The sequence below is a fragment of the Micrococcus sp. UYEF5 genome, assembly GCF_040546065.1.
GTDB classification, from domain to species: Bacteria; Actinomycetota; Actinomycetes; order Actinomycetales; family Micrococcaceae; genus Micrococcus; species Micrococcus luteus.
The window spans coordinates 213142-236618 of the sequence record NZ_JBEPNB010000004.1 but is presented as its reverse complement, the minus strand read 5'-3'; the positions used below and the strand labels follow the sequence as shown (position 1 = coordinate 236618).

Sequence of the window (23477 nt, the reverse complement as noted above, 5' to 3'; positions counted from 1 at the left end):
CCGTCGCGGCCGCGGCGGCCGGGCGCGCCCGACCGGCCAGTCTACGCCGTCGCTACCATGGCCGCATGGACGCAGCAGAGACCCCCGACGGCCCCGAGACCGCCGCCCACGACGGCGGCCGGCCGGCCTGGCAGCACCGCCTCCTGGCGGGCGGGGAGGAGCCGGACCCCCGGTTCACGCTCGCCAACGAGCGCACGTTCCTGGCCTGGGTCCGGACGGCACTGGCGCTGCTGGCCGGCGGGGTCGCGGTGGAGGCGTTCACCGGTGCCCTCTTCGCGCCGCCGGTCCGGGTGGTGCTGAGCACGGTGCTGCTCGTCCTGGCGGCGCTGCTCGCCCTGGGCGCGGGTGCGCGCTGGCTCCGGGTGGAGCGGGCGATGCGCCGCGGCCGTCCGCTGCCGCTGCCGCTGATCGTCCCGGTCCTCGCGGGGGGCGTCGTGCTGGCCGTCGTGGTGCTGCTGGCCGCCGTCGTCCTTCCGCGAGGCTGAGACGATGCGCCTGCATCACGACCCGGGGCTGCAGCCCGAGCGCACCGTGATGAGCTGGGGCCGCACGGTCCTGGCGCTGGGCGTCCTCAGCCTCACGTTCCTGAGGTGGTGGCCGGCCGTCGGCGCGTGGGCGTTCGGGCCTGCGGTGGTGGCGGCCGTCGGCGGGGCGGCGGTGCTGGCCACGCAGCGCCGGCGCTACGTGGCGCACGCGGACGGAATCGCGCGGGAGCAGGCCCGGCCGGCCCTGGCGTCGGTGGCCTGCATGGTCGCGCTGGTGGTGGGCTTGGCAGCCCTCGGGATCACCGCCACGCTGCTGCACGCGGCCTGATCCGCGGACGACGACGGCGCCCCTCACCTGCGCGGGCAGGTGAGGGGCGCCGTCGTGCCTCCGGAGGCGGACCGCTCAGCGGGCGATCATGCCGTGGGGGTCGATGACGAACTTCTCCAGGGAGCCCTGGTCGAACTCCGCATAGGCCTGGGGTGCCTCGTCCAGGCTGATCACGCGCGGGTTGACCATCTCCGTCAGGTACGGCATCCGGTCCCACAGGATGGACATCATCAGCTGGCGGTTGTAGCGCATGATGGGCGCCTGGCCGCCGATGATGTGGGGCGACTTGATCCAGGCCTTGCCGAAGTCCACCAGGAAGGTGCCCTCCTGCTCGGCCTTCGTCTCCGCGATCGGGTCCGGCCCATAGATGCCGATGATGCCCGTGGCGCCGCCCGGACGGGTGATGTCCAGGACCTGGTTCACGGCGGCGATCGGCTGCATCTCATCGGACGCGGAGCCCAGGCCGTGGGCCTCGGAGCCGACGCAATCCACCGCGCAGTCCACCATCGGCTCGCCGAGGATGTCGTTCACGGCGTCCTGCAGGTTCTCCGTGGCGGAGAGGTCGATGGTCTCGCAGCCGTGCTTGCGCACCAGCTCCAACCGCGAGGCGTCCTGGTCGCCCACGATGATGCACGAGGCGCCCAGCAGCCGAGCGGCGGCCGCGGCGCACCGGCCCACGGGGCCGGCACCGGCGATGTAGACGGTGGAGCCGGGCTTGGCGCCGGCCTCCATGAGGCCGTGGAACGCCGTGGGGAGGATGTCCGAGAGCACGGCCAGATCCAGGATCTTCTCCATCGCCTGCTCCTGGCCCGGGAAGCGCAGCAGCTGGAAGTCGGCGTACGGCACGAACAGGTACTCGGCCTGTCCGCCCTGGAAGCCGCCCAGATTGAAGCCGTAGGCGGCGCACGCCTGCTCCGGGTTGGCGGTCTCACAGATCTCGGTCCGGCCGGCGCGGCAGTTGCGGCAGCGGCCGCAGGCCACGTTGAACGGCACGGAGACGAGGTCGCCCTCCTGCAGGAACTGGACGTCGCTGCCGACCTCCAGCACCTGGCCGGTCATCTCGTGACCCAGCACCATGCCCTCGGGTGCGGGGAAGGACCCGCGGTAGATGTGCAGGTCGCTGCCGCAGATGTTGGTCGCGACGATCTTGAGGATGACGCCGTGCGGGGCGGCGGAGCCGTCGGGCATCTCCAGCTTGGGGAAGTCGAGCTCGTCGACGCGCACGTCCTTGATGCCGTGGAATGCCACGGCGCGATTCTTGGTGGTCATGGGAACCGTTGCCTTTCTGTCTCCAGCGAGGCCCGGGTGAATGGAAGCCGGAACGGCCCCGAGGGGGCGTCCCGGTCCCGAGCTATACGGAAACACTAGGGGCCGGGAGGAGCCTGAGGAAGGATCGCCCGCCGCCGCATCGTCTGGCCTGACCATCGTGCGGGCATCGGAGGATCGCAGGCCCCGGGATTCCTGGTCAGAGACGCTCCCGCCACGGCGTCGACGCCGTGGCGGGAGCGCACGCGCCAGGCCTCGAGGACCGCGGGGTCGGTGGGCGGGGTCATCAGGCTGAGGAGGACGTACACGACGGCGGAGGCGGCCAGGCCGACGTAGATCGGCTCGTTCGCGAAGACGCCCTCGAAGGGCTCCGCCGCGTTCAGCTCGAGCCAGCCCATGGTGCCGAGGGTGCCCACCGTCCCGACCACCATGGACCACAGGGCCGCCGTCCCGGTGCCGCGCTTCCACACGAGGCCGCCGACGATCGCGACGAACAGGCCGCCCACGAGGATGTCGTACGCGATGGTCAGGGCCGCCACCACGTCCGGGACGACGATCGCCAGCCCCAGCACGACGGCGCCGAGCAGCAGCACCCAGCCGCGGTTCGAGGCGAGCTCCGCCGCGGTCTCCGGGGCCTCGTCCCCGGCGGTGGCGCCGTCCTCGGAGGCGGTGGCCTCGCCGCGGAGGATGGGGAGGATGTCCGTGCGCATCACGGTCGAGGCCGCGATGATCGCGCCCGAGGCGGTGGACATCATGGCCGCAACGGCGGCCGCCAGGGCCACGCCGCCGACGCCGACGGGCAGCAGGTTCTGGGCGACCCACGCGAACACGTCGTCCTGGGTGGCGATGTCCGCGGTGACCGTGCGGGCGGCCATGCCGATCACGGCGCCCGCGACGCCGTACACGATGCAGTACAGGCCCGCGGTGGCGCCGCCGATCTGCGCCACGCGGGGGGAGCGGGCCGTGAACACGCGCTGCCAGACGTCCTGGCCGATCAGCAGGCCGAGGGTGTAGATCACGAAGTAGGTGACGATCGACTGCACGCCGATCCCGTCCCAGCTGAAGAACTCGGCGCCCAGGCGCTCCTGCATGGCGCTCCAGCCGCCGGCCTTGGCCAGGGAGAGGGGGAGCATGAGGGCGAACAGGCCGATGGTCATGATGAGGAACTGGGCCATGTCGGCCAGGGTGATGGACCACATGCCGCCGAGCACTGAGTAGGCCAGCACGATGCCGCCGCCCACCAGGACGGACAGCCAGCGGTCCCAGCCGAAGAGCACCACGAAGATCGACGCGTAGGCGCCCGTGGAGGTGGCGGCGAGCATGAGCGTGTAGGCGAGCATCACGAAGGAGGAGGCGTGCGAGGCCCCGCCGCGGCCGTACCGCAGGCGCAGCATCTGCGAGACGGTGTAGATCTTCAGGCGGGCCAGGATCGGGGCGAACGCCACCGACAGGATGAGCACGCCGACGCCGATGGCGGCCACGAGCCACGCGCCGGAGAGCCCGAACTCGTACCCCAGGCCGACGCCGCCCACGGTGGCGGCGCCGCCGAGCACGACGGCGGCCATGGTGCCGGTGAACAGCACCGGCCCGAGACGACGGCCCGCCACGAGGTAGTCCTCCGAGCTGGCGGCGCGGGCCTTGCCCCACCAGCCGAAGGCGAGCATGCCGACCAGGTAAACGGCGACGATGGTCAGGTTGAGGGTCACGGGCGGTCCTTGGGGCGAGGGGATCCGGGGCGCCGGATGCGGGGGCGCCGCGGCGGGACAGGAGTGATCGGCGTGTTGCCGATCACACGAACCGGGTCTACGGTAAACACATGTTGCTTATCAGACAACATGTCGTCCAGGGGGACATCGGCGATGTCGCCTGGCCGACGTCGGGAGGAGCGCGATGAAGGCCCTCCCGCTCGAGACCACCCCGGGCCAGGCGCTGATCGGCCGCCGGCTGCGCGCGCTGCGCGAGGCGCGGCGGCTCACCGTGGCCCAGCTGGCCGAGGCGGCCGGCGTCAGCAAGGGCTTCCTCTCCCGCCTCGAGCGGGACCTGACGAGCCCGTCCGTGAGCACGCTCGTGACCCTGTGCCAGGTGCTCGGCGCGAGCCCGGGCGACGTCCTGGACGCGCCCGAGGTGACGGTCGTGCGCCTCGCCGACGCCCCCGCGATCAGCCTCGGCGGCGAGGGCATCCGCGAGCGCCTGATCACCCCGCGCGGCAGTCGCGACCTGCAGATCCTGCGCGCCGACATCGCGCCGCACGGCCGCGGGGAGGCGGAGCTGTACACCGTGGACTGCCGCGTGGAGGCGGTGCACGTGGCCACCGGCCGCCTCGAACTGCGGACCACCGAGGCCGTGCACCTGTTGGAGGAGGGGGACACCGTCACCCTCCCCGGCCGCGAGCCTCACTCGTGGGCCAATCCGGACGACCGCCCCGCCGTCGTGCTGTGGACCCTCGTGGGCCACGCGTGACCCCGTGCGGCACGCCCGCACCGGACAGACCAGACCGAACCGAATCGAACCGAACCGCCCCGAGAGGACATCCCAGATGCTCGAGATCCCCCGCGTCGAGGACAACGGCCGCCTCGGCCCCGTGAACTCCGCCCTCGTGCCCCGCTACGGCGGCGCCCCCACCTACGCGCTGCTGCCGCGCCTGGACGAGGCGGCCGCGGCCGGCGTCGCCCCGGAGATCAAGGTGGTCGGCGTCCCGTTCGACGCCGGTGTCTCCTACCGCCCCGGTGCACGCTTCGGGTCCGGCCACGTGCGGCAGTCCTCGCGGCTGCTGCGCCCGTACAACCCCGCCACGGACACCTCGCCCTTCGCGCAGGCCCAGGTGGTGGACGCCGGGGACATGGCGGTGAACCCGTTCACCATCGGCGAGGCCATCGAGGCGATCCAGCAGGACGCGATGGACCTCACCGAGGACGGCTCCTCGCTCATGACCATCGGCGGCGACCACACCATCGCGCTGCCGCTGCTGCGCGCCGCCTCCGCCCGGGCGGGTGAGCCCGTGGCCCTGCTGCACTTCGACGCCCACCTGGACACGTGGGACACCTACTTCGGCGCCGAGTACACCCACGGCACGCCGTTCCGCCGCGCCGTGGAGGAGGGGATCCTGGACACCGAGGCCATCTCGCATGTGGGCACGCGCGGTCCGCTCTACGGCAAGAAGGACCTCGACGACGACCACCGCATGGGCTTCGGCATCGTCACCTCCTCGGACGTGTTCCGTCAGGGCGTGGACGAGATCGTGGACCAGCTGCGCGAGCGCATCGGGGGTCGGCCGCTCTACATCTCGGTGGACATCGACGTCCTCGACCCCGCGCACGCGCCGGGCACCGGCACCCCCGAGGCCGGCGGCATCACGAGCCGCGAGCTGCTCGAGATCCTCCGCGGCCTGCGCGGGCTGGACATCGTGGGCGCGGACCTGGTGGAGGTGGCCCCGGCCTACGACCACGCCGAGCTGACCGGCGTCGCCGCCTCCCACGTGGCGTACGACCTCATCTCCCTGATGGCCGACCGCCGCGCCACCCGCGCGGCCGCCGGTGAGGAGCCGGGCCGATGACGGACGAGCAGACGACGACGGCGGCGGCCCCGCGGCGCAACGGCGGCGACCTCGCCGTCGAGACGCTCCACGCCCTGGGTGCACGGACGGTCTTCGGCATCCCGGGCCAGCACGCCCTGGGCCTCTTCGACGCCCTGTCCCGCTCCCCGCTGGAGTTCGTCTCGAACCGCGTGGAGAACAACGCCGCCTTCGCCGCCGACGGGTACGCCCGGGCCACCGGCGAGGTCGGGGTGCTGTTCCTCTCCACCGGCCCCGGCGCGCTCACCTCGCTGGCCGGCCTGCAGGAGGCCTACGCCACGGGCGTGCCGATGCTGGTGATCGCCTCGCAGATCCCGTTGTCCGGGCTCGGCGCCCGGCGCAAGGGCATGCTGCACCAGCTGGACGACCAGAAGGCCTCGGCCCGCAACGTCACCAAGGCCCAGTTCACGGTGCACCACGCCTCGGGCATCCCGTCCGCGATCCAGGACGCGTGGGCCGAGGCCGTCACCGTGCCGCAGGGGCCGGTGTGGGTCGAGATCCCGCAGGACGTGCTGCTCGGCGAGGTGATGGTGCCCCCGGTCGAGGACGCCCTGGCCGTGCCCTACGACCATCCGCCGCGCGCCGAGCTCGTGGCCGAGTCCGTGCGCTGGCTGCGCGGGGCCGGGCGGGTGGCGATCGTGGCCGGCGGCGGTGTGCGCCGCTCCGGCCGGGCCGCGATGGAGAGCCTGCGGGAGGTCGCGGAGCTGCTCCAGGCGCCCGTGGTCTGCTCGCCGGGCGGCAACACCGCCTTCCCGTGGGGGCACCCGCTCAGCCTCGGCGGCTGGGTGGAGGACCGCCTCGTCACGGACCTGCTCGAGGACGCGGAGGTGCTGCTCGTGGTGGGCTCCTCGCTCGGCGAGGTCACCTCCAACTACTTCACGCTCGAGCCGCGCGGCCGCCTCATCCAGGTGGACGCGGAGCCGCGTGTGCTGGAGACCAACCACCCCACGCTGGGTGTGCGCGCCGACGCCGGCCAGGCGCTCGAGGCCCTCGCCGCGGCGCTGCGCGAGTCGGGCTCGGTGGCGCAGGACGCCGCCGTCTGGCACGGCCGCACCCCGGCCGAGGTGGTCGCCGACGTCAACGCGCGCATCACCGCCCGCCTCGACGCCCAGGACCTCGGCGTGGAGCGCCGGCTCCTGGCGGACATCCGGGCCGCCGTCCCGTCGACCATGCAGACGTACTGGGACATGACCATCGCCGCATACTGGGCGTGGAACTGCTGGGACGCGCAGGACGGCGAGTTCCACTCGGCGCAGGGCGCCGGGGGGCTCGGCTACGGGTTCCCGGCCGCGTTCGGCGGCGCGGTGGGCCTGGCCCACCAGGGTCGCACGGGGATCGAGGGGCGCGTGCTCGCCGTCGCCGGCGACGGCTCGGCGATGTACTCCCTCGCCGAGCTCGCGGCCGCCCGGCAGCACGGTGCGGCGGTGACGTGGCTGATCATCGACGACGGCGGGTACGGCATCCTGCGCGAGTACATGGAGGGCGCGTTCGGCAAGGCCACGGCCACCGAGCTCGACCGGCCGGACTTCCAGGCCCTCGCCGCCTCCTTCGGCGTGCCCGCCGAGACGGTGGGAGTGGAGGACGTGCGCGGCGCGCTCGAGCGCGCGTTCCAGGCGGACGGGCCGAACGTCGTCGTGGTGCAGACCCGCCTGGCGATGTGGGCGCCGAGCCACCTGGGGGAGGCTCCGGAGGTCTGACGCGGCCCGGCGCCGGAATCGCTGACTCGACCCTGAGAGTGTGCGCCACCTTTCCAGGTGCATGTTTCAGCAACGGAGCTGGACCGGCAGGTAGTTGAGACGTCGACCGAGGCGCCGGCGGTCCCGCCCGCGTCAGAAACCGCCCAGGAGATGTCCTGGAACCATCCCGCCGATCTCACGAAAACGTCCGGCATCCGTTGCCATGCTGGCCTCTCGACGCGGTCCGCCACCCGGCGGGCGCCCCACGAGAGGAACTCCATGGCCCCCTGGCTCTCGATCCGCTCCCGCCGTCCCTTCCCCCAGGTCTCCGAGGGAGGCGAGGCCCCCGCCGTCACGCCCACCTTCGAGGGCCGGGCCTTCCACCGCCCGGCCGAGGACGTCGAGGACCAGGGCGCCGCCTTCGACGTCGGCACGCTCGTCTCCCGCCGCAACGCGCTGGGCATCTTCGGCGCGGGGGCGGGAGCCCTCGTCCTCGCCGCGTGCGGTGTCCAGGAGGGCGCCTCGTCCTCCTCCGGCTCGACGTCGGCGAGCGCCGGCTCCTCGTCACCCGCGGCCTCCTCCTCGTCGGCGGCGAGCGCCTCGCCGTCCGCCACCCTGACCGAGATGGTCACCGAGAACGCAGGCCCGTACCCGGGCGGCGGCTCCAACGGCCCGGACGTGCTCGACGCGTCCGGCATCGAACGTTCCGACCTGACCACGAGCATCGACACGGGCACCGCCGCCGAGGGCGTCCCGCTGAGGGTGACGATGAACGTGATCGACATGGCCAACGGCGACGCCGCCATGACCGGCGCCGCCGTGTACCTCTGGCACGCCGACGCGCAGGGCCGCTACTCGATGTACTCGGACGGCATCACGGAGGAGACCTACCTGCGCGGCGTCCAGGTGGTGGGCGACGACGGCACGGTCACCTTCACCACGGTGTGGCCCGGCTGCTACGACGGCCGGTGGCCCCACCTGCACTTCGAGGTGTTCCCGGACAAGGCGTCCATCACGGACGCGACGAACAACGTCCTCACCTCCCAGATCGCCATGCCCGAGGAGCAGTCCGCGCAGGTCTACGCCACCTCGGCCTACGACGGGTCCACGGAGAACTTCGCCGACGTCAGCCTCGAGACGGACAACGTCTTCTCGGACGGCTACGAGACGCAGCTGCCGCAGATCACGGGCTCCGTGGAGAAGGGCTTCGCCATCACCATCGACGTCCCGATCGACACCACCACTGAGCAGGAGCAGGAGCAGGGCGGGATGGGCGGGCCCGGCGGTGGCCAGCCCCCGGCGGGCGGCGAGGGCGGCCAGCCCCCGGCGCAGCCCTGAGCCCGGCGGACGTGGGCTGAGCCGTCCGGCTCAGCCCACGCGTCCTGCCGGCGGCTCAGTCGGTCTGGGACTCGTTGCGCTCGGGGTGCGGGCCGAACACGAAGTGGCGGCCGGACACGCGCTGGACGTCCACGCGGACGTAGAAGTCCTTGAGCGTCGGCACCCACGGTTCGATGCCGAGGGACTCGGCCTCCGCGATCTCCGCCTCCGTGTCCAGGCGGCGCGCGGTGCCGTGCACGAGCACGGACCAGGCCTGGTCGGCCAGGATCCCGTCGGCCTGCACCACGACGCGCGGGTTCACCGTGAGCTCGGCGAGCTTCGAGCCGGGCGCGGTGCGGAAGTAGATGGCGCCGTCGTGGGCCCGCACGTTCACCGGCACGATGTCCGGCCGCCCGTCCACGGCCAGCCCGAGGCGCGCGTGGCCCACGCGGCCCAGCAGTCGCCAGACCTGGTCCTCGTCCAGCACCAGGACGGCCTCGCCGTCCGGGTGCTCGAACATCAGGTGGTCCCCGGGCTCCGCGACCGGATCGGGGCGCTGCATCGACGGGGCGTCGTCGGTGTCATGGTGCTGCTGGGTCATCGGGGCCTCCTGGCATGCCGGGACGGGCGCCGTCGGGCGCGGCGCTGAGATCGGGCTCACATCCACTCTATACATGGTCGGTCGCCCGCGAGGCGACGATGTCACCCAGCACCGCCGCCGTCGTCGGCGCCTCGCGGCCCGGGGCGACGGCGAGCGCGAACGGGCACGTGTGGGCGCGCGGGCCGTCGTCGACGAGCCGGCCCGACGACGGCGCGGCCGGGTCCGGCGTGAGCCACCTGCCCCCGGCGCGGCGCAGGATCAGCTGCCCCGCCGCGACGTCCCAGGGCTTGGTGTCCACGTACAGCGCGGCGTCGGCCCAGCCCGCCGCCGTGTGGGCGAGCTCGAGGGCGCCGGAGACGGTGCGGCGCACGGTCGCGTGGGCGGTCACGAGCCGCCCGAAGCGGCGCAGCGCGTCCTCGCCCTCGCGCGCGAGCGCCTCGCCCGCCGGATAGGAGGTCACGAGGTTCTGGGCGCGCTCGCCGCCGGCCGGCGCCGGCCGGCCGACCTCGGCCAGCGGGCGCTCCGGCCCGTCGCCGCGGGTGAGGTAGGCGCCGTCCGCGTCGGCGGAGAACGCCAGCCGGCCCACGGGGTCCAGCACGACGCCGGCCACCACCTCGCCGTCGACCTCGGCGGCCAGGGACACCGAGAACATCGCGAAGCCGTGTGTGAAGTTGGAGGTGCCGTCGATGGGGTCGACGATCCAGGTCAGCCGGGCGGCCTCACCGGTGCCGGCCTGCGCCCCGAGCTCCTCGCCGAGCACGCCGGAGCCGGGGACCGCCGTCGTGAGCGCGGCGACGAGCCGGGCCTCGGTGTGTCGGTCGTGCACGGTGACGAGGTCGTGGTGCGTGGTCTTGGCCTCGGGCCCGATGGCGGTGGGGGAGCGGAAGGCGGCGGCGAGGTCGCCGACGACCGCGCGGGCGGCGTCGAGGGCGATCGCGCGCAGCTCGGCGGGGCGGGGCAGGGCGGGGCTCATGCCCCGAGCCTAGGCGGGGGCCCGGACACGTCGGACCGCACGCGAGACAATGGGGCCGACCCCCCCCGAGCAGAGGAGCCGCCATTACCGAGCACCCCCTCCCGACCCCCGACGACGACGCCACCCTCACCGGCCCGCAGACCCCCACGCCCCAGCGCGTGGCCGCCGTGCGTGCGCTGCGCGAGCTGCTCGCCGCCGGCTACGGCACCGAGGCCCGGCCGATCGCCTCCTACGGCGCCCCCGCGCCCGGCACCCTCGGCGGCGTCTACCCGGACTACGACGACCGCGTGTTCCCCGGCCTCGTGGCCGCGCAGGAGCTGGCGGGCATCGACGTCGACTACCTGCGGAACGTGGACCGGGTGAGCGAGGCCGGCATCGCCGAGGCGTCCCTGGCCGACCTCGGCACGCTGTTCACCTACCTGGTGCGCGGCGAGCGGTTCGCGGACGGGCACGTGGCCGCCGCGATCGAGAACGGCAAGGTCGGCCGCATGCTGGACCGCCTGACCGCGCTGGTCCCCGAGATCCGCTGAGAGCGCACGGTGCGGAATACTGGGCGCATGCCCGCAGCCTCCGACGCCCCCACGCCCGCGCCCCGGCGCGGCCGCCTGGCCCCTTCCGGTGACCCCACTCCCGTGGAGAACGTCGCCACGCACCTGCAGGAGGGGTGGAACCGTTGGCACCGCGCCCGCGCGCTGCGTGCCGGCAACGTGCCGACGGTCATGGCGTTCACGGGCTACGGCAGCACCAGCTGGGTGCGGATCCTCTCCCGTGTGGTGATCGCCTCCGACGAGGAGTTCATGAACGGCCGTCGGCTGTCGAAGGTGGTGGCGGACGGCGTGCGCGGCTGGCGCAACTTCGTGGCCCCGCCCATGGCCTACGCCGAGGTGGAGGTGCAGGTGGGGGACCTGCGCACCACGGTGCGCACGGACCGGATGGGCGTCGTCGACGTCGTGCTGGACGTCGAGCTGGAGCCCGGCTGGCAGACCGCCACCCTCCACGTCGGCGGCCAAGAGGAGCACGCCGTCATGGACCTGTACATCTGCGAGCCGGGCGCGCGGATCGGCCTGGTCTCGGACATCGACGACACCGTGGTGGTCACCTCGCTGCCCCGCCCCCTGCTGGCGGCCTGGAACTCGTTCGTGATCGACGAGCACGCCCGCACGCCCACTCCGGGGATCGCCGTGCTGCTGCGCCGGATCGCCGAGCTCGAGCCGAAGGCCCCCGTGCTGTACCTGTCCACGGGCGCGTGGAACGTGGCGCAGACCCTCACCCGCTTCCTGGGCCGCAACCTCTACCCGCTCGGCGCTCTGCTGCTGACCAGCTGGGGGCCCACGAGGGACCGCTGGTTCCGTTCCGGTCAGGAGCACAAGAGGGTCCAGCTCGAGCGCCTCGCCGAGCAGTTCCCGGACATCCAGTGGATCCTGGTTGGCGACGACGGCCAGCACGACCCCGAGATCTACGCCGAGTTCGCGCAGCGCCACCCCGACCGGGTCAAGGCGATCGTCATCCGGCAGCTGACCCCCTCGCAGGCGCTGCTCGCGGGCGGCCGGGCGGAGGACACCCGCCATTCCACCCCGGGCATCCCGTGGTGCTACGGCCCGGACGGGGCCACGCTGTCCAATCAGCTCGAGGACCTGGGCATCCTGCCCGTCGAGTTCGTGGACGTGCAGCCCGAGGCCTGGCGCGAGGACATCCTCGGTGACGACGAGGCGCCGGCGACCCTCGACGCCCCGGGGCAGCGCGACGGCCGGCCCGCGGACGAGGAGGCCGCCCGATGACCGCCTCGCGCTCCGTCGAGGTCCGCATCCCGCTGCGCTGGGCGGACATGGACGCCTACGGCCACGTGAACAACATCGCCGTGGTGCAGCTGCTGGAGGAGGCCCGCGTGGCGGCCTTCGGCGTGCCCGCGAACACCGGCGCCGGTGGCGGGCAGGCCCCGCCGATCGACCTGCTCGAGGGGGTGGCCCCCGGTGTGCGGACGTTCATCTCCGAGCACACCGTGAAGTACCGGGCCCAGATGCCCTACCGCCCCGTGCCGCTGCGCGTGGTGGTGAGCGTGGACGCCGTGAAGGCCGCCTCGGTGCACGTGGGCTACGCCCTGCACGACGGCGTCGACGACACCCTCTGCGCCACCGCGACGTCCGTCATGGTGTTCGTCGACGGGCAGACGGGCCGCCCCGTGCGCATCAGCCCCGAGCAGCGGGCGGCGCTGGCCGGCTGAGGTGGGCCGAGGTGGGCTGCTGACTGCCCGGCAGCCGCCCAGCGACATCACCGCCGTGCAGCACGGCTGCGATGTCGCAGAGCGGAGGTCGACCGCTCGGGCTCGCCGAGTCGGGACCGGGCCCGTGGGACGGCCGTGGATCAGACCGAGCGGGGGACGCCCGCGGCGGTGAGGATCCGCGCCAGCCGGTCCGGCCGCAGGAGGTCTCCCCACGTCCAATGCGCACCCGCCCGGGTGACCAGCTGCAGGGCCACCTCCCGTTCCTTCTCCCGGCGGATGCTGGCGCGGCGGGCCGTGTCGTCACCGTCGAAGAACGACAGGTCGTACTTGCCCAGCCCGTCGAACTCCCCGTACACCCGCACCTGCTCCCACCAGAAGTCCGTGCGGGCCACCTCGCGTCCGTTCGCATCCCGGTGGCGATGCTGCAGCGCCGTGGGCGGGACGAAGCCGAGCTCGTGGATGATGGCCCGGCTGTAGGACTCGCCGGCGGATTCCGCCCGCGCGTCCGCGAAGTGCCAGGCCCGCTCGAATCGGCGGAGGGCGGCCGCCGATCCGAGTCGGCTCTCCGCCTGCCTCGCCCAGCGTGCGGCCTCCTCGGGCCGGGCTCGGACGAGCGCGTCCAGCGGGGCCACGGCGTCGCGGAACGGGGTGGCCGCTCCGAGGACCAGCAGCACCGTGGGCAGCGGATCCGCCAGGACGGTTCCCAGGCTCTGCCCGTCCGACAGGACGGCCTCGACCGGCTGAGGCGCGGCGGGGGCCGCCTCCGGCAGCCCCCACCGGGGTCGGCGGCGCGGCGGGACGGGAAGCCGGCGGTCGTGGGCCACCAGGGAGGGGGCGAGGGGACGGCGGGTCAGCGGACCGCAGCCGTGATGCCCGGGCGAGGGGGCGCGCAGCTCGAGCGCGGGCGGCTCGACGGCCGGCCCCAGACCGTGCAACCGGGCCGCGGTCAGGCCCGTGAACACCGTCGCGGGGCGGGCGATCGAGAGGGCGACGGCGGACACGACCGCCCTGTCGCACGGACGCAGCGCGGCCCAGTCGCTGACGCTGATGTAGACGCGCGGGCAGAGCCGCACGAGGACCCCGCGGGTCCAGGCGCGTTCGAGACGGCGCCGCGCCGCCCCGTCGTGAGGGTCCGCCGCGCTGAGCAGGGGCCCGCGTCCCGGGAGCAGCGTACGCGAGTGGTCGGAGAGCGGGGTCATGCGGCCCAGTGTCGTGGGCCCGTCCGGGGCGCGAGGGGTCGGCCGCGCCGGCGGTGGAGGGCACCCGACGTCGGGGAGCCTGTGCAGGAGTCGGGTGCCCTCGAGCGACCGCCGCCCTGCGACATCACCGCGCGTCAGAACGGCGGTGATGTCGCAGGGCGGCGGAGGGTCACGGAAGGGGCAGGGCGGGGACTCAGACCACGCCCTGGGCGATCATCGCGTCGGCGACCTTGATGAACCCGGCGATGTTCGCCCCCGCCACGTAGTTGCCGGGCGTGCCGTACTCCTCGGCGGTCTCCACACAGCGGTCGTGGATGTCGCGCATGATCTGCTCGAGCCGGTCGTGGGTGTAGTCGAAGTTCCACGAGTCCCGCGAGGCGTTCTGCTGCATCTCCAGCGCCGACGTCGCCACGCCGCCCGCGTTGGCGGCCTTGCCCGGGCCGAACAGCGTCCCGGAGTCGACGAACAGGTGGGAGGCCGCCTCGGTGCAGGGCATGTTCGCGCCCTCGGCCACGGCCTTCACCCCGTTCTTCAGCAGGGTCCGCGCGGCGGACTCGTCGAGCTCGTTCTGGGTGGCACACGGCAGGGCCACGGTGCCCTCGACGTCCCACACGCTGCCGCCGGTCACGTAGCGGGACCGCCCGCCGCGGCGCTCGGCGTACTCGGAGATGCGGGCACGCTCGACCTCCTTGATCTGCTTGAGCAGGTCCAGGTCGAGGCCGTCCGGGTCCACGATGTAGCCCGAGGAGTCGGACGCGGTGAGCACGGTGGCCCCGAGCGCGGCGGCCTTCTCCGCGGCGTAGATGGCCACGTTGCCGGAGCCGGAGATCAGCACCTGCTGACCGTCCATGGATTCGCCGCGCGTGCGCAGCATGGAGTCGACGAACATCACGGCGCCGTAGCCGGTGGCCTCAGTGCGGACCAGCGAGCCGCCCCACGTCAGGCCCTTGCCGGTGAGGGCGCCGGCCTCGAAGCGGTTGGTCAGTCGCTTGTACTGGCCGAACATGTAGCCGATCTCGCGGGCGCCCACGCCGATGTCACCGGCCGGCACGTCCGTGTGCTCACCGATGTGGCGATGCAGCTCCGTCATGAAGGACTGGCAGAACCGCATGATCTCGCGGTCGGACTTGCCGGCGGGGTCGAAGTCCGAGCCGCCCTTGCCGCCGCCGATCGGCATGCCGGTGAGCGAGTTCTTGAAGATCTGCTCGAAGCCCAGGAACTTGACGATCCCGAGGTACACGGAGGGGTGGAAGCGCAGCCCGCCCTTGTACGGGCCGAGCGCCGAGTTGAACTCCACGCGGAACCCGCGGTTGACCTGCACGACGCCGGCGTCGTCGATCCACGGGACGCGGAAGATGATCTGGCGCTCCGGCTCGCAGAGGCGGTGCATGACCCCGGCCTCGACGTACTGGGGGTGGCGCTGCACCACCGGCCCCAGCGCCTCGAACACCTCGGACACCGCCTGGTGGAACTCGGCCTCGCCGGGGTTGCGCGCGAACACTTCGTCGCGCAGGGTCTCCAGAGACTCATTCATGGTGTCCTCCTCGGACGTCGGGGTAGAGACGCCCCGCGGTGCCCCCGCCGTGGCGCGCCGCGGTCGGAGGAGGCCGCGGTGCCTGACGCCCATCCTGACAGGGAGTGCGCTCTGTTGCCGAAATGAGACGCGGGCCACCCCGGGCCCCGCGTTCGGCTCAGCGCGGCGGCGCCGCCTCGGTGTCGATGCTGGCCTGCTGGCTCTCGCTGTAGCGCGGGCCCGCCACGGTCGCGTCGTTGACGAGGTCGTCCAGCCGGGCGACGTCGGCCGGGGTCAGCCGCACCTCGTGCGCGCCCCGGTCCTCGAGCCAGTGCTCCCACGAGGTGGTGCCCGGGATCGCCAGGACGTCCTTGCCCTGGGCCAGGACCCAGGCGACGGCGAGCCCCGCCGTGCTCGTCCCGAGCCGGACGGCCTCGGCCGAGAGCGCCTCGCGCAGCGTCAGGTTGGCCTCGTAGTGGCCCTCGGCGAAGCGGGGCAGCCGGTGCCGCAGATCTCCCGCGTCCAGCCCGCCCAGCCGCGGCGGCGCGTCCGTGAACAGGCCGCGGCTGACGGGGGAGAAGGCCACGAAGGCGGTCCCATGGCGGCGGCACGCCTCGAGCACGCCCCACTCGGGGTTGCGGGTGGCGAGGGAGTACTCGGACTGCACGGCCGCGATCGGGTGGACGGCCACGGCCCGGGTCAGGGTGACGGCCGAGACCTCGGACAGGCCGATCGCCCCGATCTTGCCCTCCGTGACGGCCTCTGCGAGCGCCCCCACGGACTCCTCGACGGGGACCTCCGGGTCCAGCCGGTGCAGGTAGTACAGGTCGATCCGGTCCTGGCCGAGCCGGCTCAGGGAGGCGTCCACGTGCGCGCGCAGCGTCTCCGGGCGGCCGTCGATCCGCCGCTGCCCGTCCCGCACGAGCCCGCCCTTGGAGGCGAGCAGCACGCGCTCGCGGACGTCCGACCCCGCCCGGGCGAGCGCGCGCCCCACGAGCTCCTCGCTGCGGCCGCCGCCGTAGAGGGTGGCGGTGTCCAGGTGGTCGGTGCCGTCCTCCAGCACGCGGGTGAGCAGGTCGACGGCGGCGTCGTCGTCGAGGAATCCGGAGTAGCCGTGCACGATGTTCATGCACCCGAGGCCGACGGGGTGCACGTCCTTGCCGGCGAGGCGGCGGGGCGCGGCGGGATCGGGCAGGGGGCCGGGCTCGGCGGGTCGGGGGTGCGGGGTGGCGTCCATGCCCGCCACCCTAGCCACGGCTCCGGACGCGAGACCCGGACCGCCGGGCGCCCGCCCGGCGTCCGGCCCGGGGTTCAGCCGAACACGCGCGCGGCCAGCAGCGACGGCGCCGTCAGCAGCCGGCGGGCCAGCTCCACGCGGCGGCGCTCCTGCACCGCGATCGCCTTCTCGTAGTAGCCCACGAGCTGCTCGCACAGCACCGGCCAGGTCCGGCCCTGCACCGACGCCCACGCCGCGTCGGCGAACGCGGCCCGCTTGACGTCGTCGTACACGAGGTCCGCGACGTGGCGGCGCAGCTCGTCCAGCTCGCCGGGCGGGTAGAGCCAGCCGGTGCGGGAGGCGTCCACGATGTCGAGGGGGCCGCCGCGGCCGACGGCGACGACGGGCACGCCCGAGGCCATCGCCTCCTGCAGCGTCTGGCCGAAGGTGTCGGACTCGCCGGGGTGCACGAACAGGTCCAGGCTGGCCACGTGGCGCGCGAGGTCCTCGCCCCCCTGGAAGCCGGCGAAGTGCGCGCCGGGCAGCTCCCGCTCGAGCTGTTCGCGCAGCGGCCCGGAGCCGATGACCACGAGGCGGGTGCCCGGCAGGTCCGAGAGCACCCGCAGGTCCCCGACCTGCTTCTCGTGCGCCAGCCGCCCCACGAAGCCCACGAGCTTCTCGCCGTTCGGGGCGAGCTCGGCGCGCAGCGCCTCGTCCCGCTTGGCGGGATGGAATCGGCGGGAGTCGACGCCGCGGCCCCACAGGTGCACGCGTCGCACCCCCTGGCGGTGCAGCTGCCGGACGGTGAACGACGACGGCGCGAGCGTCAGCGTGGCCATGTTGTGCAGGCGCGCCACGTGGCTCCACAGGACGTCCTCCAGCCACGGGGCGCCGTACCGGGCCGCGTAGCCGGGGACCTCGGTCTGGTAGACGGCCACGGAGGGGATGCCGAGCTCCTCGGCCGCCTGCACCGCGCGCCAGCCCAGCACGAAGGGGGAGGCGATGTGCACCACGTCCGGGGCGAAGTCGGCGAGCATGCCGCGCAGCCGGCCCACCGTGCCGGCGGCCACCCGCACGGAGGTGTACCCGGTCAGGGGCACGGAGGGCAGGGTGCGCACGGGGAAGCCCTCGACCTCGCGGGGGGCCTCACCGGCGCCCGCGCGTTGGGTCCACCCGGCGGACCACGAGGCGGCCGGGGCGACCACCATCGCCTCGTCGCCCCGTTCCCGCAGGTGCCGCAGCACCTGGAGGATGGAGTTGGTGACCCCGTTCATGTGGGGCAGGAACGATTCGGCGACCACGACGACACGCACGTGGCCGACGCTAAGGACCCCGGACCACGGCCGGGACACCCGCCGACGACGGCCCGGTGACCCCGCGGTGAACTCTCGGGGCGCGTGACGGTCGTCGCACCGGCCCGCGCGGCCCGCCCCCGTCCAGGCGCCGCCCGGAGTCGGGTGGCACCATGGACGGGTGAGTTCCCGCCCCGCTGCGCCCCGTCTGCTGCGCCCCGTCCCCCTGCCGCTGTGGCTGCAGGGGGTGGTCGAGGCGCTCGTCACGGCGATGATCAGCCTGCTGGCGGTCATGGTCCCCACCCTCGCGGTGTGGGCCACGGGCGGGTTCGAGCGGCCGACCATCGAGGGTGCCGTCCAGGTGGGCGGCGTCCTGTGGCTGGCCCTGCACGCGGTGCCCGTCACCGTGGCCACGGCCATGCCCACCGCGCCGGATCACCTCATCACCGGCACGGCGTGGCTCGTGCCGTGGGGCCTGACCCTGGTCCCGCTCGCGCTGTCGTGGCGGGCCGGCCGGCGCCTGGCCCGCGCGTCCTACCGGGACCAGGCGTGGCAGGCCTTCGTGGGCGCGGTGGGGGCCTACGCCCTGGTGGGGCTGGCCGTGGCGTTCCTGCCCGGCACGGACGAGCTGACGGTCCACCCCGCCCCGGCGGCGCTGCTGCCCGCCCTGCTCTTCGGCGTCGCCGCCCTCGCGGGGGCCCGGCGCGAGGCGGGCACCTGGGCCCACCTGATCGGCCTGGACCTCACGGAGCGGATCTCGCGGCGCTCGCAGTACGAACGCTGGGCCGGTTCGTACGCCTGGTCCGTGGTGCGCGCCGCGGTCCTCGCCGTGCTCGCCCTGACGGGCCTGAACGCGCTGCTCGTGGCGGGGCGGCTGGCCGTCGAGTGGACCGCCGTCGTCACCGTGGCCGAGGCGATCGGGGGCGGTCCGCTGGGCGGCCTGCTCCTGGCGCTGCTGCAGATCGGCTGGCTGCCCACGTTCACCGCGTGGTCGATCGCGTGGACGGCGGGCCCGGGGTTCTCCGTGGGCGCGGACAGCCTCTACTCCGTGTTCGGCGCGACGCCGGCCACCGCGCCCGCCCTCCCGGCGCTGGGTGCGCTGCCCGGGACGTGGTCGCCGTGGCAGCTGCTCCTGCTGGCCGTGCCGATCGGCGCCGGCGCCGTGGCCGGCGTGTGGCTGCTGCGGGAGGGGGAGAACCACCTCGACGACTGGCTGCACACCCGCCACGGCAGCCGCGCGGTGTCCTTGACACTGTCCACGCTGGCCCTGGCCGTGCTCACCGGACTGCTCACGGGGCTGCTGCTGCTCGTGCCGCTGGCCCTCACCTCCGGGACGCTCGGGCTCGGCACGCTGACGGACATCGGCTCCCACGTCTGGGCGGTGTGCGCCGCCGTCGCCGGGTGGGTCGCGCTGGGCTGCGCGGCCGGCTACCTCACCGCCCTGGCCGTGGCCGGGCACCGGGACGGGACGACGACGGTGCCGCGGTCCGGCGACCGCGCCTCGGGCCCGCGCGACCGGCCGTCCCCGCGCCGGGCGCGGGACTGACGCCCGCGGCTCAGGGCCGCAGCTGGGGCACCCCCGTGCGCTCCTCCACCTGACGGGTGAACTCGTCCGCGCACGCCTGCTGTGCCCGCACGGTGAGCGCGGAGGCGCTGCACTGCTCGAGCTGGACCGTCGCGTCCCACGCGAGCAGCGGCAGCGCCGCCGTCGTCATGCCCATCAGCGCCATCGCCATGCCGGCGGACGCCACCGCGCGGGGCAGCCCCGAGCGCTCGGCGCCGCGGCTCGTGACCCACACGCGCACGCCGAGCACGAGGGCGACCAGCCCCAGCGCGAGGGCGATCAGCTTCCACGGCAGCACGAGGGAGAAGGAGAGCACCATCCCCAGCAGCGCCACGGACTGCCACAGCAGGGCACGACCGGTGCGGACGCGGCCGGGGTCCGGGGCGCCCTGCGGCGGGCGGGGCGGGGAGGAGGGAACGGGGGCGGACACCCCCTCACCCTACGATGGGCGCATGCGCATCGTTGCCCTCGTCTCCGGTTCCGGCACCAACCTGCAGGCCGTCCTCGACGCCGTCGCCTCCGGCGCCCTGGACGTGGAGATCGCCGCGGTGGGCGCCGACGTCGCCGACGCCGGCGGCCTGGAGCGCGCCCGCGCCCACGGGATCGAGACGTTCGTGGTGTCACCGAAGGACCACGCGGACCGGCGCGCGTGGGACGAGGCGCTCGCGGACGCCGTCGCCGCCTACGCGCCGGACTGGGTGGTGTGCTCCGGGTTCATGCGGATCCTGGGCGCCCCGCTGCTCGAGCGGTTCGAGGGCCGCATCCTCAACACCCACCCGGCCCTGCTGCCGTCCTTCCCGGGGGCCCACGGCGTCCGGGACGCGCTGGCGCACGGGGTGAAGGTCACCGGCTGCACCGTGCACGTGGTGGACGCGGGCGTGGACACCGGCCCGATCCTCGCGCAGGCCGCGGTGCCCGTGCTGGACACGGACACCGAGGCCGAGCTGCACGAGCGCATCAAGGTCCAGGAGCGGGCCCTGCTGCTGCGCGTGCTCGGCGAGCTCAGTCGGCGCTGACCTCGAGGGCGCGGCCGCGGGTCTCCGGGGCCAGCGCCAGCATCGCCGCGCAGGCCAGGACCACGAGCCCGCCGGTGACGGCGAACGCCCCCGGCAGCCCGAGGGCGGGGACCAGCGTGCCCACGAAGAGCAGCGGGCCCAGGCCCGCGCCCACCCGCGAGGCCGCCGACGCCCAGCCGAAGCCGGAGGCGCGCAGCGTCGTCGGGTACAGCTCGGAGACGTACGTGTAGAGCACCGGGATCGCGACCTGCACCACGAAGCCGAACGTCAGCACGAGCGGCAGCACCGCAGCGGGCACGTCCAGCACGCTCGCCAGCCAGACGGTCAGGGCGCTCGCGACGACGGCGCTGACGGCCAGCAGCCAGCGGCGGCCGGTGACCTCGATCAGCGCGGTGGCCACGACCACGCCGAGCAGGCCGGCCGCGGCCATGCCGGAGGTCATGATGAAGGCGCGGCCCTCCGCGTAGCCGGCGTCGATGAGGAACGTCGGCAGCCACTGCAGCGCGATGTAGTAGACGAGCATGATGGCCACGAACAGGGCCCAGGCGACCGCGGTGATGCGCGGGGAGAACCGCCAGACCGCGGCGAGCTGCGCGCCGACGCCGCCGGAGCGGGCCGGCTCGGCCGGGGGCATCGTGTAGGGCCGGCGAGGCGCGCCGGTGGCCGCCACCATGCGGTCGATGACGGCGCGGGCCTGTGTCTCGCGGCCCCGGCTCATCAGGAACAGCGGGGACTCGGGGATGCCCAGGCGCACGACGAACACGAGCAGGGCCGGCAGGACCATGGCCATCAGGGGCAGGCGCCAGTCGCCCCACGTGCCCACGAGCCAGGCGGAGACGAGGCCGCACAGCGCGGCACCGACGGGCCACCAGCCGTCCATCGCGGCCAGGACGCGACCGCGCAGCCGGCGCGGGGTGAACTCGCCCACGAGCGCGTAGTCCACGGGGATCGTTCCGCCCAGGCCCATGCCGGCCACGAACCGGAACAGCGCGAACCACAGCAGGGAGTCCGTCAGCGCGCCCGCGATCGTGAACACGGAGAAGATCGCCAGCGTCCACGCGAACGCCGCCTTGCGGCCGATGCGGTCCGCGATGGTGCCCCACAGGAACGCGCCCACGGCCATGCCGATGAGGTTGGCGGTGCCGATCCACGCGGCGTCGGCCTTGTCCAGGGCCCACTCCTCGCGCAGCAGCGGGATCATCACGCCGTTGAGCGTGACGTCCCACGCGTCGAACATGAAGCCCAGGCCGCCGATCAGGAAGATGCGGCCCTGGACGGACCAGCGCCACGGCAGCTCCTGGACGACCGCCTCACCGGTGGGCAGGGTGGCGTCGGGGGCGACGACGTCGGACGTGGGCCCGGGGTGCGCGCCGTCGGCGCTGGGGTGGGGTGGGGTGGCGGAGGACATGGTCGGCTCCCGTTCGTCGGGTGGAGTGGGGGCGGTCCGTCACGCGGACGCCTGGGCCATTATGCGGCCCGGCCTATGCTGGGGGACGCACCCGGACCCCCTCGAAGGAGCGCCCCCTCGTGACCTCTGCCCAGTCAATCCCCACCGTCCTGGACACGGTGCCCCTGAAGCGGGCCCTGATCTCCGTGTACGACAAGACCGGACTCGAGGAGCTCGCCACCGGGCTCCACGCCGCGGGCGTGCAGATCGTCTCGACCGGCTCCACCGCCCAGCGCATCGCCGCCGCCGGCGTGCCCGTCACCGAGGTCGCCGAGGTCACCGGGTTCCAGGAGTGCCTGGACGGCCGCGTGAAGACGCTGCACCCGCGCGTGCACGCGGGCATCCTGGCCGACCGTCGTCGTGAGGACCACGTGACCCAGCTGCGCGAGCTCGAGGTGGAGCCGTTCGACCTCGTCGTCGTGAACCTCTACCCGTTCGTGGACACCGTGAACTCGGGCGCCGCGGAGGACGCCGTCGTCGAGCAGATCGACATCGGCGGGCCGTCCATGGTGCGCGCGGCCGCGAAGAACCACGCGTCCGTGGCGATCGTCGTGGACCCGGCCCGCTACGGAGAGGTCGTCCAGGCCGCGCAGTCCGGCGGCTTCGACCTGCACGCCCGCCGGCGCCTGGCCGCCCTGGCCTTCGCCCACACCGCGGCGTACGACAACGCCGTGGCCGCCTGGACCGCCGCCCACTTCGGCGAGGACACGCACGCCGACGAGATCCCCGTGTTCCCGCCCTACGCCGGCTTCTCCCTCGAGCGCGCGCAGATCCTGCGCTACGGCGAGAACCCGCACCAGCCCGCGGCGCTGTACCTGGACTCCTCGGCGGCCCCCGGCATCGCGCAGGCCGAGCTGCTGCACGGCAAGCCGATGAGCTACAACAACTACGTGGACGCCGATGCCGCGGTGCGCGCCGCCTTCGACCACCCGGTCCCGGCCGTGGCGATCGTCAAGCACGCCAACCCGTGCGGCGTGGCCGTCACGGACGAGGGCACGGACATCGCGCAGGCGCACGCCAAGGCCCACGCGTGCGACCCGGTCTCCGCGTTCGGAGGCGTGATCGCGGCCAACCGCCCCGTCACCGCCGCCATGGCCGCCCAGGTGAAGGACGTGTTCACGGAGGTCGTCGTGGCCCCGGCGTTCGAGTCCGAGGCCCTGGAGATCCTCTCCGCCAAGAAGAACCTGCGCCTGCTGAGCCTGCCCGAGGGCTTCCTGCGGGACGCCGTGGAGGCCAAGCAGGTCTCCGGCGGCATGCTGCTGCAGATTGCGGACGCGGTGGACGCGGACGGCGACGACCCGGCCACCTGGACCCTCGCCGCCGGTCCCGCCGCCGACGACGCCGTCCTGGCCGACCTGGCGTTCGCGTGGCGTGCCGTGCGCGCGGCCAAGTCCAACGCCGTGCTGCTGGCCCACGACGGCGCCACGGTGGGCGTGGGCATGGGCCAGGTCAACCGCCTCGACTCCTGCCGCCTGGCCGTCGAGCGCGCCAACACCCTGGGCGCCGCGCAGACCGGCGGGCAGGACGTGAGCAGCGCCGGCGGCGCGGAGAACGTCTCCGGGGAGGGCGCCCCCGAGCGGGCCCGCGGCTCCGTGGCCGCCTCGGACGCGTTCTTCCCGTTCGCGGACGGGCTGCAGATCCTCATCGACGCCGGCGTGAAGGCCGTCGTCCAGCCGGGCGGCTCCGTCCGGGACGAGGAGGTCGTGGCCGCGGCCGAGGCCGCCGGCGTGACCCTGTACCTGACCGGGGCGCGCCACTTCTTCCACGGCTGAGCGCGGCGCGCCGCTGCCGG

General features: G+C 74.1%; 22 protein-coding genes. 12 read left to right on the top strand and 10 right to left on the bottom strand.

What is annotated here, in order from left to right; all coding sequences use genetic code 11:
• Positions 1 to 65 precede the first annotated feature (65 nt).
• Positions 66 to 485: a YidH family protein gene (locus ABIB16_RS06225; protein WP_041103054.1), complete on the top strand. Its 420-nt coding sequence runs from the start codon at positions 66 to 68 to the stop codon at positions 483 to 485.
• Between the two features lie 4 nt (positions 486 to 489).
• Positions 490 to 813, top strand: coding sequence for a DUF202 domain-containing protein (locus ABIB16_RS06220; RefSeq protein ID WP_061866963.1), 324 nt, complete (start codon positions 490 to 492; stop codon positions 811 to 813).
• Between the two features lie 75 nt (positions 814 to 888).
• Here the strand turns inward: ABIB16_RS06220 and ABIB16_RS06215 are convergent, their stop codons facing one another.
• A complete protein-coding gene (locus tag ABIB16_RS06215; RefSeq protein ID WP_061866962.1) occupies positions 889 to 2082 on the bottom strand; it encodes an alcohol dehydrogenase catalytic domain-containing protein in 1194 nt (397 codons plus the stop codon).
• Between the two features lie 95 nt (positions 2083 to 2177).
• Positions 2178 to 3785: a sodium:solute symporter family protein gene (locus tag ABIB16_RS06210; RefSeq protein ID WP_231862055.1), complete on the bottom strand. Its 1608-nt coding sequence runs from the start codon at positions 3783 to 3785 to the stop codon at positions 2178 to 2180.
• Positions 3786 to 3969: 184 nt separating this feature from the next.
• Between ABIB16_RS06210 and ABIB16_RS06205 the strand changes: the two genes are divergently transcribed.
• The 4 genes from ABIB16_RS06205 to ABIB16_RS06190 all read left to right on the top strand — a co-directional run bounded on the left by ABIB16_RS06205 (position 3970) and on the right by ABIB16_RS06190 (position 8664).
• On the top strand, positions 3970 to 4539 hold the full coding sequence (locus tag ABIB16_RS06205; protein ID WP_061866961.1) for an XRE family transcriptional regulator: 570 nt from the start codon (positions 3970 to 3972) through the stop codon (positions 4537 to 4539).
• Between the two features lie 76 nt (positions 4540 to 4615).
• A complete protein-coding gene (speB, locus tag ABIB16_RS06200) occupies positions 4616 to 5632 on the top strand; it encodes an agmatinase (RefSeq protein WP_061866960.1) in 1017 nt (338 codons plus the stop codon).
• Positions 5629 to 7347, top strand: coding sequence for a thiamine pyrophosphate-binding protein (locus ABIB16_RS06195; protein ID WP_061866959.1), 1719 nt, complete (start codon positions 5629 to 5631; stop codon positions 7345 to 7347). The genes speB and ABIB16_RS06195 overlap by 4 nt, the downstream gene beginning before the upstream one ends.
• Positions 7348 to 7605: 258 nt before the next feature.
• Positions 7606 to 8664 (top strand): dioxygenase family protein, encoded by a 1059-nt coding sequence (locus ABIB16_RS06190; protein ID WP_061866958.1) that lies wholly within the window; start codon positions 7606 to 7608, stop codon positions 8662 to 8664.
• A 55-nt stretch (positions 8665 to 8719) separates the two neighbouring features.
• Here ABIB16_RS06190 and ABIB16_RS06185 read toward each other — a convergent pair whose 3' ends face one another.
• Together ABIB16_RS06185 and ABIB16_RS06180 are read right to left on the bottom strand one after the other, a co-directional pair.
• Positions 8720 to 9244, bottom strand: a complete 525-nt coding sequence (locus ABIB16_RS06185; RefSeq protein WP_020621599.1) for a pyridoxamine 5'-phosphate oxidase family protein — start codon at positions 9242 to 9244, stop codon at positions 8720 to 8722.
• Between the two features lie 67 nt (positions 9245 to 9311).
• The gene (locus ABIB16_RS06180; protein ID WP_020621600.1) at positions 9312 to 10217 is read right to left on the bottom strand and encodes an inositol monophosphatase family protein; all 906 of its coding nucleotides are present in this window, start codon (positions 10215 to 10217) and stop codon (positions 9312 to 9314) included.
• Positions 10218 to 10375: 158 nt separating this feature from the next.
• On the opposite strand from ABIB16_RS06180, the gene ABIB16_RS06175 reads away from it, so the two are divergent.
• The 3 genes from ABIB16_RS06175 to ABIB16_RS06165 are packed head-to-tail and all read left to right on the top strand — an operon-like array spanning position 10376 to position 12438.
• On the top strand, positions 10376 to 10747 hold the full coding sequence (locus ABIB16_RS06175) for a DUF6508 domain-containing protein (protein WP_255502829.1): 372 nt from the start codon (positions 10376 to 10378) through the stop codon (positions 10745 to 10747).
• Positions 10748 to 10774: 27 nt separating this feature from the next.
• Entirely contained in the window at positions 10775 to 11995 is a 1221-nt protein-coding gene (locus ABIB16_RS06170) for an App1 family protein phosphatidate phosphatase (RefSeq protein WP_061866956.1), read from the top strand.
• Positions 11992 to 12438: an acyl-CoA thioesterase gene (locus tag ABIB16_RS06165; protein ID WP_002853740.1), complete on the top strand. Its 447-nt coding sequence runs from the start codon at positions 11992 to 11994 to the stop codon at positions 12436 to 12438. Before ABIB16_RS06170 ends, ABIB16_RS06165 begins: the two co-directional genes overlap by 4 nt.
• A gap of 140 nt (positions 12439 to 12578) precedes the next feature.
• Here the strand turns inward: ABIB16_RS06165 and ABIB16_RS06160 are convergent, their stop codons facing one another.
• The 4 genes from ABIB16_RS06160 to ABIB16_RS06145 form a co-directional block, all read right to left on the bottom strand.
• Positions 12579 to 13637: a hypothetical protein gene (locus ABIB16_RS06160; protein WP_061866955.1), complete on the bottom strand. Its 1059-nt coding sequence runs from the start codon at positions 13635 to 13637 to the stop codon at positions 12579 to 12581.
• A gap of 193 nt (positions 13638 to 13830) precedes the next feature.
• The gene (gdhA, locus tag ABIB16_RS06155) at positions 13831 to 15171 is read right to left on the bottom strand and encodes an NADP-specific glutamate dehydrogenase (RefSeq protein ID WP_061866954.1); all 1341 of its coding nucleotides are present in this window, start codon (positions 15169 to 15171) and stop codon (positions 13831 to 13833) included.
• A 157-nt stretch (positions 15172 to 15328) separates the two neighbouring features.
• Positions 15329 to 16387, bottom strand: a complete 1059-nt coding sequence (locus ABIB16_RS06150) for an aldo/keto reductase (protein WP_354436119.1) — start codon at positions 16385 to 16387, stop codon at positions 15329 to 15331.
• Between the two features lie 74 nt (positions 16388 to 16461).
• Positions 16462 to 17679, bottom strand: coding sequence for a glycosyltransferase family 4 protein (locus ABIB16_RS06145; protein WP_061866968.1), 1218 nt, complete (start codon positions 17677 to 17679; stop codon positions 16462 to 16464).
• 160 nt (positions 17680 to 17839) lie between these two features.
• Between ABIB16_RS06145 and ABIB16_RS06140 the strand changes: the two genes are divergently transcribed.
• Positions 17840 to 19204 carry a cell division protein PerM gene (locus ABIB16_RS06140; protein ID WP_231862054.1) on the top strand — a complete coding sequence of 455 codons (1365 nt, stop codon included), beginning with the start codon at positions 17840 to 17842 and terminating at the stop codon, positions 19202 to 19204.
• Positions 19205 to 19214: 10 nt separating this feature from the next.
• Here the strand turns inward: ABIB16_RS06140 and ABIB16_RS06135 are convergent, their stop codons facing one another.
• The gene (locus ABIB16_RS06135) at positions 19215 to 19652 is read right to left on the bottom strand and encodes a hypothetical protein (protein ID WP_036382019.1); all 438 of its coding nucleotides are present in this window, start codon (positions 19650 to 19652) and stop codon (positions 19215 to 19217) included.
• A 22-nt stretch (positions 19653 to 19674) separates the two neighbouring features.
• On the opposite strand from ABIB16_RS06135, the gene purN reads away from it, so the two are divergent.
• The gene (gene purN / locus ABIB16_RS06130) at positions 19675 to 20238 is read left to right on the top strand and encodes a phosphoribosylglycinamide formyltransferase (RefSeq protein WP_069941533.1); all 564 of its coding nucleotides are present in this window, start codon (positions 19675 to 19677) and stop codon (positions 20236 to 20238) included.
• On the opposite strand, the gene ABIB16_RS06125 is transcribed toward purN, so the two are convergent.
• The gene (locus tag ABIB16_RS06125; RefSeq protein ID WP_101967364.1) at positions 20225 to 21646 is read right to left on the bottom strand and encodes an MFS transporter; all 1422 of its coding nucleotides are present in this window, start codon (positions 21644 to 21646) and stop codon (positions 20225 to 20227) included. The two genes, purN and ABIB16_RS06125, sit on opposite strands and share 14 nt — an antisense overlap.
• A gap of 119 nt (positions 21647 to 21765) precedes the next feature.
• On the opposite strand from ABIB16_RS06125, the gene purH reads away from it, so the two are divergent.
• The gene (gene purH / locus ABIB16_RS06120; protein ID WP_101967363.1) at positions 21766 to 23457 is read left to right on the top strand and encodes a bifunctional phosphoribosylaminoimidazolecarboxamide formyltransferase/IMP cyclohydrolase; all 1692 of its coding nucleotides are present in this window, start codon (positions 21766 to 21768) and stop codon (positions 23455 to 23457) included.
• Positions 23458 to 23477: the final 20 nt, after the last annotated feature.

What these genes read in the sequence shown, in the direction of transcription:
- speB (WP_061866960.1), top strand. Translation starts at nt 4,616, where the DNA reads ATGCTCGAGATCCCCCGCGTCGAGGACAACGGCCGCCTCGGCCCCGTG.
- ABIB16_RS06125 (WP_101967364.1), bottom strand. Translation starts at nt 21,646, where the DNA reads ATGTCCTCCGCCACCCCACCCCACCCCAGCGCCGACGGCGCGCACCCC.
- ABIB16_RS06165 (WP_002853740.1), top strand. Translation starts at nt 11,992, where the DNA reads ATGACCGCCTCGCGCTCCGTCGAGGTCCGCATCCCGCTGCGCTGGGCG.
- ABIB16_RS06180 (WP_020621600.1), bottom strand. Translation starts at nt 10,217, where the DNA reads ATGAGCCCCGCCCTGCCCCGCCCCGCCGAGCTGCGCGCGATCGCCCTC.
- ABIB16_RS06150 (WP_354436119.1), bottom strand. Translation starts at nt 16,387, where the DNA reads ATGGACGCCACCCCGCACCCCCGACCCGCCGAGCCCGGCCCCCTGCCC.
- ABIB16_RS06215 (WP_061866962.1), bottom strand. Translation starts at nt 2,082, where the DNA reads ATGACCACCAAGAATCGCGCCGTGGCATTCCACGGCATCAAGGACGTG.
- ABIB16_RS06220 (WP_061866963.1), top strand. Translation starts at nt 490, where the DNA reads ATGCGCCTGCATCACGACCCGGGGCTGCAGCCCGAGCGCACCGTGATG.
- ABIB16_RS06190 (WP_061866958.1), top strand. Translation starts at nt 7,606, where the DNA reads ATGGCCCCCTGGCTCTCGATCCGCTCCCGCCGTCCCTTCCCCCAGGTC.
- ABIB16_RS06170 (WP_061866956.1), top strand. Translation starts at nt 10,775, where the DNA reads ATGCCCGCAGCCTCCGACGCCCCCACGCCCGCGCCCCGGCGCGGCCGC.
- ABIB16_RS06185 (WP_020621599.1), bottom strand. Translation starts at nt 9,244, where the DNA reads ATGACCCAGCAGCACCATGACACCGACGACGCCCCGTCGATGCAGCGC.
- ABIB16_RS06160 (WP_061866955.1), bottom strand. Translation starts at nt 13,637, where the DNA reads ATGACCCCGCTCTCCGACCACTCGCGTACGCTGCTCCCGGGACGCGGG.
- ABIB16_RS06225 (WP_041103054.1), top strand. Translation starts at nt 66, where the DNA reads ATGGACGCAGCAGAGACCCCCGACGGCCCCGAGACCGCCGCCCACGAC.
- gdhA (WP_061866954.1), bottom strand. Translation starts at nt 15,171, where the DNA reads ATGAATGAGTCTCTGGAGACCCTGCGCGACGAAGTGTTCGCGCGCAAC.
- ABIB16_RS06205 (WP_061866961.1), top strand. Translation starts at nt 3,970, where the DNA reads ATGAAGGCCCTCCCGCTCGAGACCACCCCGGGCCAGGCGCTGATCGGC.
- ABIB16_RS06195 (WP_061866959.1), top strand. Translation starts at nt 5,629, where the DNA reads ATGACGGACGAGCAGACGACGACGGCGGCGGCCCCGCGGCGCAACGGC.
- purN (WP_069941533.1), top strand. Translation starts at nt 19,675, where the DNA reads ATGCGCATCGTTGCCCTCGTCTCCGGTTCCGGCACCAACCTGCAGGCC.